This window comes from Virgibacillus salarius, assembly GCF_039521925.1.
Taxonomy (GTDB): Bacteria; Bacillota; Bacilli; order Bacillales; family Amphibacillaceae; genus Virgibacillus; species Virgibacillus salarius.
Genome location: NZ_BAAACY010000043.1, coordinates 23,098 through 36,548, shown reverse-complemented (window position 1 = coordinate 36,548; position 13,451 = coordinate 23,098). Strand labels below are relative to the sequence as shown.

At 36.3% G+C, this 13,451-nt stretch carries 8 protein-coding genes, 1 tRNA gene and 1 riboswitch; of the genes, 6 read left to right on the top strand and 3 right to left on the bottom strand.

Annotation, left to right across the window (positions count from 1 at the left end; all coding sequences use genetic code 11):
* Window positions 1–4 precede the first annotated feature (4 nt).
* The gene (locus ABDZ84_RS06390) at window positions 5–1,300 is read right to left on the bottom strand and encodes a carbohydrate ABC transporter permease (protein WP_343780617.1); all 1,296 of its coding nucleotides are present in this window, start codon (window positions 1,298–1,300) and stop codon (window positions 5–7) included.
* A 452-nt stretch (window positions 1,301–1,752) separates the two neighbouring features.
* A complete protein-coding gene (locus ABDZ84_RS06385) occupies window positions 1,753–3,027 on the bottom strand; it encodes a sugar ABC transporter substrate-binding protein (protein ID WP_343780615.1) in 1,275 nt (424 codons plus the stop codon).
* A gap of 359 nt (window positions 3,028–3,386) precedes the next feature.
* Between ABDZ84_RS06385 and ABDZ84_RS06380 the strand changes: the two genes are divergently transcribed.
* The 6 genes from ABDZ84_RS06380 to ABDZ84_RS06355 all read left to right on the top strand — a co-directional run bounded on the left by ABDZ84_RS06380 (window position 3,387) and on the right by ABDZ84_RS06355 (window position 11,806).
* Window positions 3,387–5,159 carry a glycoside hydrolase family 13 protein gene (locus tag ABDZ84_RS06380; RefSeq protein ID WP_343780614.1) on the top strand — a complete coding sequence of 591 codons (1,773 nt, stop codon included), beginning with the start codon at window positions 3,387–3,389 and terminating at the stop codon, window positions 5,157–5,159.
* Between the two features lie 73 nt (window positions 5,160–5,232).
* Window positions 5,233–5,349: riboswitch (SAM riboswitch) on the top strand.
* Between the two features lie 94 nt (window positions 5,350–5,443).
* Complete coding sequence (locus ABDZ84_RS06375) at window positions 5,444–5,605, top strand: YezD family protein (RefSeq protein WP_080668636.1); 162 nt, start codon at window positions 5,444–5,446, stop codon at window positions 5,603–5,605.
* Between the two features lie 226 nt (window positions 5,606–5,831).
* Window positions 5,832–7,682: a bifunctional homocysteine S-methyltransferase/methylenetetrahydrofolate reductase gene (locus tag ABDZ84_RS06370; protein WP_121605718.1), complete on the top strand. Its 1,851-nt coding sequence runs from the start codon at window positions 5,832–5,834 to the stop codon at window positions 7,680–7,682.
* Window positions 7,683–7,711: 29 nt separating this feature from the next.
* Window positions 7,712–10,009, top strand: a complete 2,298-nt coding sequence (gene metE / locus ABDZ84_RS06365; protein ID WP_321132402.1) for a 5-methyltetrahydropteroyltriglutamate--homocysteine S-methyltransferase — start codon at window positions 7,712–7,714, stop codon at window positions 10,007–10,009.
* Window positions 10,010–10,639: 630 nt separating this feature from the next.
* Window positions 10,640–10,712: transfer RNA gene (locus ABDZ84_RS06360), tRNA-Thr, on the top strand.
* 593 nt (window positions 10,713–11,305) lie between these two features.
* A complete protein-coding gene (locus ABDZ84_RS06355; RefSeq protein WP_205388839.1) occupies window positions 11,306–11,806 on the top strand; it encodes a hypothetical protein in 501 nt (166 codons plus the stop codon).
* 222 nt (window positions 11,807–12,028) lie between these two features.
* Here the strand turns inward: ABDZ84_RS06355 and argH are convergent, their stop codons facing one another.
* Window positions 12,029–13,435, bottom strand: coding sequence for an argininosuccinate lyase (gene argH / locus ABDZ84_RS06350; protein WP_205388840.1), 1,407 nt, complete (start codon window positions 13,433–13,435; stop codon window positions 12,029–12,031).
* Window positions 13,436–13,451: the final 16 nt, after the last annotated feature.

Genomic DNA, 13,451 nt, shown 5'->3' with positions numbered 1-13,451 from the left:
GCCATTAATAACGTCCCTCCTCTTTAAAGGATGCCGTTTTTCTAAACTGGAAAAACGCAAATGCAGAAATAATGATTCCCATTATAATTGTAATTGCAGCAGCCATATTGTAATTATTTGTTTCAAATGTAAGTTTATAGACCCAAGAAATCAGTATATCCGTCCCTCCTGCATTTTGACCACGAACAGCTGGATTCCCTTCATTGAATAAATAAATAATGTTAAAGTTATTAAAGTTTCCTGCATATTGCATGATTAATAACGGTGCTGTTGCGAATAGTACATGAGGCAATGTAATGTGACGAAACTTTTGCCACCGAGTTCCGCCATCTACGTCAGCCGCTTCATACATGTCTTGAGGCACGCTTTGAAGCACTCCTGTAAATAAAGCAAATACAAACGGAAAACCAAGCCAGGTTTGAATCATAATTAATGCTATCTTTGCCCAGAATGGATCCGAAAGCCAAGGAATCATGATTTCAAATTGACTTAAGATATCTCGATTAATGGCACCAAAAGTCGGGTTAAATAAGGCAGAAAAAATTAGAATCGATACAAATGCTGGTACTGCCCACGGTAGAATTAAAATCGTTCGAATCGTTCGCTTATATTTAATTCGCTTGTCATTAACGAGTAATGCTAAAAACAATCCTAAAATAATTTGGAAAGTTGTAGCCACTACTGTCCAAACTACTGTCCAAGTGAATACACTTAAGAATGTATCTTTCCAAATACCTACATTAGCTAAATCCACAAAATTATCAAAGCCAATCCAGCTTAATAAGTGTCGTGGTGGAGCATTGTATTGATTATAATCAGTAAATGCTAATGCCAACATAAACAATAACGGTACTACCACGATAAATAAAAGCAATAGTAAACCAGGAAGAATCATAAAGTATGGGAAGCCATTGTTATAAAAGTCTGCTACGCCTTGAATTAAAGTCGGATTTGGTCTATTATTCTCCCTAGCTATTGCATCTGATCTAGCATCTTTCAAATTGAAAGCATAGATAGCAATTCCAAATCCTAAAATAATTAGTGAAATTAACCCTTGTATTAGTAGTTGAATAGAATGATGATCTCGAGGAATTGTTCCCAAAGTGAATAATCCCCATATTCCAATATCAATATAATGCCATGTTGTAACCAAGAATGATACCGTCACAATCAAAAAGATAATACTTTTCAGAAAACGACGATTATATAATTGCCCTAATCCTGGAATAATGGATAAAATCGTAGCAATATTACGAGGTTTTTTTATCCAGGTACCGCTACTACTATCATTTGTTGCCATTCCAGTCTCCTCCTATATTTCACAAATCACTTGGTAACTCTAAAAATCTTGAGGCTGGGACAAAAGTGTTTTGACCCAATAAAAAAAATGATGGTTCGTACAACGAAGCTCTTCGAAAACACTTCGCTTTGTGCGGACAACTGATGAGACTTCTCAAGCTAATACATTGTGATGCCTTTCTTACCGTGGAAGTCTACGTATGTTTCAGAAGCTGGCGTGGTTTATCCCGCATATAACTGGCAGTAAGTCCCTCACTTCAAGCAATAATGTGAAACCAATATGGATTAAGTGGGAAATCAACTGCCAGTAAATGTCCGATTGGTTCTAGGGCCTTTAGGTCGTACCCTTGTGGTACTAACCATCAGTGGGGGATACACAAAACCCTTACTGATTAAATTTTCCCTTTATTGTTCGTTTTTAGTCCATTTTTGTTATGTCCCAGCGTCTTGTGCCTAATTTGCTCCAGATGCGTCTATCTGCCCCTGAATCGTTTCAACGGCTTCATCCAAGACATCTTTCACTGGTTCCCCTTTAGAGATAAAATTTAATGCATCATTAATTGGGTCCCAAACTTGCTGCATAGCAGGAACACTTGGCATAGGTTCACCATACTGCGTTTGTTCCGCAAATGCTGAAAAGATCGAATCATCCGCAATTACTGGATCTTCCATCGCATCATCACGAGCAGGAATCTCTCCAGCAACATCGTAATAAATCATCGAATTTTCATAGTTGGTAATATAAGCCATTAAGTGCTCTGCCCACTCCTTATTCTCGGAATAATAAGACAACATATAGGATTTAACTCCTACAAATGACTTCGGATTTTCTCCATTCTCTAAAACAGGTAATGGAGCTGCACCCAGGTCATCACCTAAAGCTTCCGAGTATTCTCGTACCATCCAAGGTCCATTGATAACAGTTGAAACTTTTCCTTCTTGGAATAAACCATTCATAATATCTGGAGTCAGATCTTGAGGAATATAGTTATTATCAAACCATTTTTGTACAAGTTCCCCTCCTTTTACAGATCCTTCATTAGCTAATCCAATATCTGAAATATCATAGTTACCAGCTTCATTCCTAAAAACATATGCTCCATTTCCAGAAAAGAAAGGATAAACAAAATAGAAGTTAGCTGCTTCCATTAAGAATCCAAATTCATCACTACTTGTATCTGTATCTCTCTCCGCAATTGACATAATATCTTGCATTGTTTCCGGTGTCTGTTCTACTAACGATTTATTATAGAACATTGCATACGTCTCAATGACGGCAGGATATCCCCAATAGTTATCTTCATACTGTACAGCTTGTAATGCGGTATCTGTGTAATCCCTTTCTTTATTTCCGAAATTGACTGGTTCTACTAATCCCCTAAGTACTAAATCACCAATTCTATCATGTGGTTGAAAAATGATATCAGGGCCGTTCCCAGCAGGTCCTTCCACGTCCAGTTTTTCAACCTGCTCCAACATATCCACTGGAACCATGTCTACTTTAATACCTGTTTCTTCCGTATAATTTTTCGTGATTTGCTTAACTGCTTCTTGTTGTTTTTCCTCTGCATTCACCCAAAGTTTCAGAGAATCTGGTTTTTCCGGCATTTCATTCTCTGCGGCTTTCCCATCGTTGCTAGAGTCTTCCTTTGGTTGATCTGGTCCACAAGCGACTAGAATCCCAGCCACTACTACCAATACAAATAAATAAATGAAGCTTTTTTTCACCCTGTACTCCTCCTAAATTTATTAATTTGAAAGATTGCATTTTTAATGAAAACGTTTGCGCAATCTTTGTATATTAATTATACAGATTCTCTTTAAAAACACAACTGAAATTTAGAAACTTCATATTATTTACTCTTCTAATAATATAGCGCTTACATTATTAAATAAATAATGTTAAGATAATCGATAAAGTGAATCTTCAACCTGTTGGGGTTTTGTTTATCCCCCGCTTCCCTATATTGTTTTCATTTTATTGGTTGAAGTGTGGTCTTATCGTCAGTTATATATGGGATAAACATTCCTTAAATTTTCGTCTTATTTTTAAAATAGCGCAAACGATTGTACAAAGGAGGAGAAAAATGCACAAAGAAGCTATCTATCACCGACCAAAAAATAATTTCGCCTATGCATATGACTGTGATACATTACATATTTTCTTGCAAACAAAAAAGAGTGATATACAATCCATTGATCTTATCCATGGTGATCCTTATGATTGGATAGATGGTCAATGGCAGACAACCATAAAACCGATGGAAAAATCAGGCTCTACTCATTTCCATGATTTTTGGTTTACACAAGTAAAACCTACATTCCGAAGAATGCGTTATGCTTTCATTTGTTCTGACGATGAAGAATCCTATATTTACAGTGAGGGAGGATTTTTTACACATCTTCCTAAAGACATAGCTCATTATTTTTGTTTTCCATACTTGAACAAAACAGATGTTTTCAACCCACCTGACTGGGTTAAGAAAACAATATGGTACCAGATATTCCCTGAACGTTTTGCAAATGATAATGAGAAATTAAATCCTAAGGGAAGTTTACCTTGGAATTCAACCTGCCCTAGCCCCACTAATTTTTTTGGAGGAGATTTCCAAGGAATAATTAACCACCTTGACTATTTAGAAGCATTAGGAATTAATGGAATATACTTGACACCGATTTTTAAAGCGCACTCAAATCATAAGTACGATACGATAGATTACATGGAAATTGATCCACAATTTGGAGACAAGAAGCTGTTTCGTGAATTGGTTAAAAAATGTCATCAGCGTGGAATAAAAATAATGCTCGATGCTGTCTTTAATCATAGTGGATTTTACTTTCCTCCGTTCCAGGATGTACTAGAAAAACAGGAGCAATCAAGTTATACGGATTGGTTTCATATAAAAGATTTTCCTATCCGTACGGAACCAGTACCAAATTACGATACGTTTGCTTTTGTATCGACAATGCCCAAATTAAATACAGAAAACGCTGCAGTACGAAATTATTTATTACAAGTGGCTCGTTATTGGATTAAGGAATTCGACATTGATGGCTGGCGCTTAGACGTTGCTAATGAAATTGACCATTCTTTCTGGAGAGACTTCCGTCGTACAGTTAAAGAGGCCAAACCAGATGCCTATATTTTAGGTGAGATTTGGCATGATTCAATGCCTTGGCTACATGGAGACCAATTTGATGCAGTTATGAATTATCCATTTACAAACAGTGTCATTGATTTTTTTAGCAAAAATGAAATAAAAGCATCTGACTTTACAGCGTCAATTTCAACATTACTGCATATGTACCCACGAAATATTAATGAAGTAGCCTTTAATCTCTTGGATAGTCATGACACGCCTCGCGTGTTAACATTAGCAAATGGTAATGTAGAAAAAGTAAAATTAATGTATTTATTTCAACTATCATTTGCGGGAACACCCTGCATTTATTACGGTGATGAAATTGGCATGCAAGGTGGTGAAGATCCTGGATGTCGCTCATGTATGGAATGGAACACCAACAGGCAAAATCTTGAACTATTTCAATTCATTCAAACACTCATCACATTGCGAAAAACAGATCCCCTTTTTGGCAATTATGGTAATTTCAGATTTATTTATGATGATAATGAAGCAAATCTTATTTGCTATGAAAAAAGGAATATAAATAGGCGCCTAGTTTTTATTTTACACGCAGGAAAAATGAAAACAAAGCTTAGCATCCATTCTATCATGGACGAGACTAAATCTATTAGTGAATGGTTCCTATCAAAACAAGGAATGATCAGGAAAGCATTGGATTCTAAAACCGATCCATTAATAATACAGCCACTTAGCTATCGTATTTTTGAAATGTAATAATTTTTTAAAATTTTCTCTTGACAGTCTATTTACTTTCTAAGATAATGAGTACAATCAAAACTTCATAATTTACCTATCGAGAGTCAGGGGAGGAAACTGGTCCATTGATCCTGCGGCAACCATACTCATTCAAAAAGAGTAATACGGTGCTAAATCCAGCAAACGAAAGTTGTTTGAAAGATGGGAACTGTAATGTATAAGCCAATCAAACCTCTTTCAATCTGAAAAGAGGTTTTTATTTTTTTCTCTAACTATTTTGGTGATTTAAAAGGAGGGATCAGATGGCACAGATCGATGATACGAAAATAAACGATATTATTTCAGCAATTCAAAGGGTCGAGTTTGGATCATTAGTAATTACGGTTCATGAAGGAGAGGTTACACAAATTGACACAACGGAGAAAAAACGCTATCCATTAAAACCAAAAGTAAAGAGAAAGTGATAGGAAAATAATTCTTTCACTTCTTTCATTATTACTCCACTTTGTTCGTATGTTGCGCTTATTGGAACACCAATGGCCATATTTGCAAAGTCGAAGTAAAGCTACTTAAATAACTTTCGCTTATGCTGATTAGACGACTAAAGGCACCCACTTGAAGAAGAATATATTCTTCGTATTAGTAGGGTGTCTTTTTTTAAATAAAAATTGGAAAGGAGTGTGATGAGAGATGGATTTATTAACTGAATTAGATAGAAGAATCCTTATTGGTGATGGTGCAATGGGGTCTTTACTTTATTCCTATGGAGTGGATCACTGCTTTGAAGAATTAAATCTTACATTAGAAGAACAAATTGCACAAATTCACCAAGCATATATTCATGCTGGTGCTGATTTAATTCAAACAAATACGTATGGTGCCAATTATATTAAGCTCGCCAGATATGGATTAGAGGATCAAGTAAAAAAAATCAATACAGCCGCTATAAAAATAGCAAAGCAAACGGCTAGTGAGGATGTATTTGTGCTTGGAACGATTGGTGGTATACATGGTACACAAACACTTCAAGCCACGAATGATGAAATTAAGAGAAGCTTTAGAGAACAGTTATATTGTTTACTATTGGAGGGGGTAGACGGTCTAATCTTAGAAACCTACTACGATCTAGAAGAGTTGACAACTGTACTTGAAATAGCTAGAGAAGAGACAGCGCTACCAATTATAGCGAATGTATCCATGCATGAGGCAGGTATACTACAAAACGGCATCCCTTTACCAGAGGCATTACAACGGTTACAAAACACAGGAGCAGATATTGTCGGAATTAATTGCCGCTTAGGTCCATTTCATATGCTTGATTCTTTAAAGGAGGTCCCTTTACTAGAAAGGTCATTTCTTGCAGCTTATCCAAATGCTAGTCTTCCTGCATATCGTGACGGAAAACTTATCTATGAAAATGAGCCAGATTATTTTAAAAGCTGTGCCAAAGATTTTCGTAATGAAGGGGTAAGGCTTCTTGGAGGATGTTGTGGAACAACTCCCGCCCATATTCAAGCAATTGCAGAGGGCGTTAAAGATTTAGAGCCGTTACAGGAAAAAGAAGTAATTCCTAAAGCAGAACCGATTGAAATTCGTAATAGTCCAATAGATAAAGAGCCCCGCTTAATAGATATGGTAAAGCAAAGACATTCTATTATCGTTGAATTCGACGCACCGAAACACTTAGATACGGAGGAGTATTTGGAAGGGATTAGAGCTTTAGATAAAGCAGGTATTGATGCAATTACACTTGCTGACAATTCATTGGCAACACCTAGAATCAGCAATATAGCAATCGCTGCAAAAATCAAACAGGAAATTGGTATCAAACCACTCGTGCATTTAACTTGTAGAGATCGCAATTTAATCGGATTGCAATCACATCTAATGGGATTACATGCACTTGAGATCAATGAAATCCTAGCCATTACTGGAGACCCTACTAAAATAGGAGATTTCCCTGGGGCAACATCGGTTTTCGACCTAACATCACTTGACTTAATTAAACTCATAAAACAATTTAATCAAGGTTTGTCATTCTCTGGTAAATCACTTAGACAACCTACTAAGTTTCAAGTTGGTGCGGCCTTTAATCCCAATGTTGCAAGACTAGATAAAGCTGTTAAGAGAATGGAAAGAAAAATAGATCGAGGTGCTGATTACTTTCTAACACAACCAATATACAGTAAAGAAAAAATTATCGAGCTTGCCGAAGAAACACAGCATATAGATAAGCCAATATATGTAGGCATTATGCCATTGACATCAACCAAAAATGCAGAATTCCTGCACAATGAAGTACCAGGAATTAAAATGCCAGAAATTATTCGGCAACGAATGAAAAACGTAGCAGTAGATAAGCAACAGTCCATCAAGCAAGGAATTGAGATTGCAAAGGAATTGCTTGATACTGCGCTAACACATTTCCAAGGCATCTATTTAGTAACCCCATTTATGCGTTATGACATCAGTATACAATTAGTAAACTATATCCATAAATCTTTAGAGATAAACCATTCATCAATGATGAAACGAATATAACCAAAATACAAATTACAGGAGGAAAAAGAATGACATTTACTGCAATTAGCTCTAACTTAGGTTACCCAAGAATTGGAGAAAAAAGAGAATGGAAACGAGCGCTGGAAAGCTTTTGGAAGGAAGAAATTACAAAAGAACAATTAATTAAAGAAACAGATAAAATCAGGTTAAAAAATTTGAAAAAGCAACAGGAGCTTGGCATTGATCTAATACCAGTTGGTGACTTCTCTTTCTATGATCATGTGCTTGACACATCAGCAATGTTCGGTGTTATTCCAGAACGTTTTTCTTACAATGGTGGAAAGGTTGATTTAGAAACCTATTTTGCTATTGCCCGTGGAACTAAAGATGCTGTTGCTTCAGAAATCACCAAGTGGTTTAATACGAACTATCATTATATTGTTCCCGAATTGGAACATGCACAGCCTATACTAACAGAAAATCGTCCACTTGCTTTTTATAAGGAAGCAAAAGAAGAATTAGGTATCGACGGTAAACCTGTAATCTTAGGCCCAATCACATATTTAAGCTTAGCAAAGGGGTATAAAGAGGAAGAATTCGATGAATTACTGGATGTGTTTGTTCCATTGTATCTGCAAATATTGGAGGAATTAGAATCAGCAGGAGCTACATGGGTCCAGATAGACGAGCCTATCTTTGGAACCAAATTAGATGATGCAGTGATTCAAAAAGCAAAAAAAGTCTATACGCAATTCTGCGAAGCAGCACCAAAACTAAAACTCATTTTACAGACATACTTTGAACATGTGATCAATTATGAATCTATTATTGAATTCCCTGTTGCAGCAATCGGTCTTGACTTTGTTCATGGTGATAGCTTACAACTAATTAAGCAGTTTGGTTTTCCTAAAGATAAAGTATTAGCTGCTGGTATTATTAATGGTCGAAACGTTTGGCAAGAAAACATAGCAGATAAGCTTTCTATTATTGAAGAAATAAAATCAATTACGACTATTCAAGATATTATTTTACAGCCTTCCTCTTCCTTATTACATGTACCGGTAACGAAAAAGCTAGAAGTGGATTTAAATCCAGATATAAAAGCTGGCTTATCCTTTGCTGACGAAAAGCTTGAAGACATTACTACACTTACAAAGGGCTGCAACGATGGAGAGCATAGTATTGCCACTAAAATAAAAACGAACCAAGAACAGCTTGCGCGCTTTAATAGTTCAGCATTGCGAACAAATGACCAAGTTAGAAAAGAGCTTCAGAGCCTAGATACTTCCGATGCAAAGCGGCCATTACCGTTCAATCAGAGGATTAAAAAGCAGCAACACGAATTAAAACTTCCATTATTACCAACGACGACAATTGGGAGCTTACCACAAACCCCAGTAGTAAGAAAAACAAGAACAAAGTGGCGCAAAGGGGAAATATCTAATGAAAAATACGAGCAATTTATAAAAGATAACATCGATAAATGGATTACTATTCAAGAGGAGCTTGAGCTTGACGTTCTAGTTCATGGCGAGTTTGAACGAACTGACATGGTTGAATACTTTGGTGAAAAACTAAATGGTTTTGAGGTCACAGCATTTGGTTGGGTGCAATCGTACGGTTCCCGTTGTGTAAAACCACCTTTGATTTTTGGTGATGTATCCTTTAATAAGGCAATGACAGTTAAGGAAAGTGTATATGCACAATCGTTAACAGAAAAGCCAGTGAAAGGAATGCTAACTGGACCTGTCACTATTTTAAATTGGTCCTTTGTCCATGATGACGCTCCACGTTTTACGATACAAAACCAGATAGCTCTGGCACTGCGAAAAGAGCTTGAAGCACTTGAAGAAAATGGTATTCAAATTATTCAAGTAGATGAGCCTGCCTTACGTGAAGGGTTACCGTTAGATGAAAGGAAATGGGAAGATTATTTAGAAGCAGCAGTTTATGCTTTCGGCTTAGCAACTTCAGCTGTGAAAGATAGCACACAAATTCATACGCATATGTGCTATTCAGAATTCCATGATATCTATGAAACCATTGATGCATTAGATGCAGATGTCATTTCTATTGAAACATCAAGAAGTCATGGGGAGATGGTAACTACGTTTGAAGAGAATACGTACGAAAAAGAAATTGGACTCGGTGTATATGATATACATAGTCCCCGAATACCTGCAAAGTCGGAGATTATACAGAATATTAATCGTGCATTACAGACCATTCCTCCAAAGCAATTCTGGATAAATCCCGACTGTGGATTAAAAACAAGAAATGAGGAAGAGACCATTGGAGCCTTAAAAATAATGGTTGAGGCTGCTGCCGATATACGAAATGAGCATTTAAGTTACCAAAAGAACTAATTTACATGAAGGAATTGGAATAAAAGTAATGAAGAAACAACAAAAGCGAACAATCGAATTAATTATTGTTCGTTTTTTGATCAAAATACATTCATCTAGTACCTGAAATATGCGAGACTCTCCTTGAAAATGAAGAACGCTTTTTCTGCTTGCGATGTATCGCTACCGGAGCCTTCCTTATCCAGTGGGAACACCCAATCCGTGGGAGTTTTGTTATCTCCGCGGATGGTTAGTACCACAAGGGTATGACCCAAAGGCCTTGGAACCAATCGGACTTTTACTGGCAGTCGATCCGATACTTATCCATATTGGTTTCACTTATTGCTTGAAGTGGGGGTATTACTGCTAGTCATATGAGATGAAAAGATTATTCGTATTTTGAGTAAAGAAGTTGTGTTTTGTCCCAGCCCCATTAAAAATTTCTCCCTATAATTGAATATGTTTTTCTCATAGTTAAAAATCATTAATCAGATTATTAATCGTAAACATCACTCTATTCCTTTACATGTTTTATAGTTCTTATCGATAGGTAAGTCCAGTAAAGTTTTTTCTGGTTAAAGGAAAAAACATAGGATAAGCAAGAGACTTGAAGAAAAATAGAAATGGTAGTATCATATTCATTATGAATTTGCTGGTGTAGCACAGCTGGTAGTGCACTTCACTCGTAATGAAGGGGTCGGAGGTTCGAATCCTCTCACCAGCATCAGATATAAATATGGATATAATGCGATTCTTGAGATTATCAGGAATCGTTTTTTTTATACTTTTAAGTAATTCATTACATTTGAAGGAAAAACTAAAAATATATTGAATTAAATTCTTGTTCCATTAAATCAACCTTTTACATAGTTCTTGTTGCCATTCCATATCACAGTTACTATTAGAAATTGGTTTTTTTCGAGGTTTTCCAGCTTCTACGACTTTCTCCATGTGCATCCAAACATATTGATGACGAAAATAATCAAAAAGGAATGAACAGAAAATGAATGAGATTTAATATTTATAGAAAAACCTGCAGAAGTAAGAATATCAAGTGAAACTTCAATCAGTGGGGAGGGTTTATCAACCCACTGATTGTTAGGTGAACCAATCGGACATTTACTGGCAGTCGACCCCACTCTTTTCCATATTGGCCTTCACCTTATTGCTTGAAGTGGGGCTTACTGCCAGTTATATGCGGGATAAAAATCAAATTAGACGCCTTCATCAGTTTTAAAGTATGTATAATCTTACTAAAAATTATTACTGAAACGTTTTCTTTTTTTATACGTTATTAAATACAGGAGGCGATTTAAATTGAGAAAATTATTCTTTATTTTATGTCTGTTCATGTTTTTAGTGGGGTGTTCTAATGAACAAGAGGAGGCAGAAACAGCGAAGAAGAACAAAAGCCAAGAAAACTCCTCCTTTCAAGAACAACTAGAGAATTTAATGGATGAAAATGAATTTAAATATGAAGAAATAATTGACCTTGATATAATTGATGATTATATTTACAGTGTTACTGTCAATTTCAATGGAGGATTGGATTTAGCTATAATAAAAAATAATAATGGTACGTTAAAGTGGATTGCTGGATCTGGTGACGCTACCATTTTGCAATATGAAGATTCGAGATATGTATATCTTATAAAACCTGATGATCCTGAGGTGAAGCAAGTAAATGTGTTTGATGTGCCAGTTAAATCAGTAACCTATTACCATCAACAAACAGAAAGTTACACGAGAGAGATAAAATACTGGATAGCTTACACTGAAAAAGAACCAGCACCGTCTGTGGTTGAATACATTAAATAAAACACGTATTCTCGTACTATTCCCTTTATTTCCCAGACTATGAAAAAGAATAGGGCTTTTCCGAAGCTTTGGTGAAAAGGCATCAGTGAGCCCCTATTGTGGGTAAGCACCATGAGGCTCACCAGCCCGTCCACGGAAAGGGAGTATACATCCAGAGCAGCTTCGTCACACGAATCATCATTTTCAATTGTTCGTTTTTTTCTTCCTCATTTTCTTCTTCGCTTATCCGCTTTTATTTTTCCTTCTAGCGATCATTTCTGTAACCACATTCGGACTTGGTCCCCCTGTAATGCTCCTTCTTTCCACAAAACAAATAGGATCAACAATCATGTCCCAAGCCTCGTTAGTAAGTGTTACATCTTCAAGCCAATCATTCACTTGATCGACGGGGATTTCGTACAATTCTTTATCAAGGTTCAACGCTTTTTTTGCTATCTTACTCGCTTTCTGATGCGCTCTCCGAAAAGGAATTTGATAGTCACGAGCTAATACATCGGCTAATTCTGTTATAGTGATCATATGATTCTTAGCCTGTTGAATCGCCTTTTCTTGGTCAAAATCCATTGTTACGATAACCGCTCGCATTAATTTAAGAACTCGTAAAGCTTTTTGATAGCCTAGATATAGATGAGGTTGCAAATCATCCTCCGTATCATTAATATCTCCATAAGGCGTATTGTGAATCATATGAATAACAGTCATCCCCTCTCCAGCCGCACTACTAGCAATTGCACGTGAATGTTCCAACGAAACTGGATTTCTTTTTTGAGGCATAATACTGCTTATCTGCACATATGCATCTGACACTTTTAGCAATCCTACCTCTTTAGATGCCATTCTTAAAAACTCTTGAATCCACCTACCACAATTCGTCATTAGACTAATTAAAGCTTGTGCCGACTCCATTAAATAATCGCCTGTACCAATGGCATCATAAGAGTTCTCAATTAATCCATCAAAGTGCAGAAGCTCCATCACCCGTTCTCGATTAATTGGAAAACCAGTGGTCGTTATAGCCGCTGCTCCCATCGGAGACTGATTAACTGTTCGATATGCTTGTTCTAATCTTTTAATATCTCTTTGAAGATTATCGTATATCGCCAGTAAATAATGCCCAAAAGTAGTGGGCTGGGCAGGTTGCGTATGTGTGTGTGCAGGCATAATTGAATTTACATGTAACTCTGCTTGATATAATAATGCTTCCGCTAATTTTTTTGCTGCCTCGATTGACTGATTAATATAATCTCTAATGACAATACGATACATCGCCTCTCCCATATCGTTTCTACTTTTTGCGATATGCATTTTACCAGCCAATTCCTCTCCAATTATCTCTCCAATTTTTGATTCAACTAGAAAAAATAAATCTTCGTAAAGAATCGAATATTCTATTTCATCCTTATTGATCGACTCCACTTTTGCTATTCCATCTAGTATACGATCAGCGTCATTTTCGCTAATGATCCCCTGTTCTTTTAGCATAATTGTGTGAGCTTTATGGATCATAAACATAGCATGAAATAAATATTTTTTTTGGTCATCAAAAACAGGCTTTAGTAATTCTGTTATATATGTTTTTCCGGGGAAGCCAACACCTTCATCCATTTCAAATTGCTTTACAAAATCCATATTCATACACCTCTAT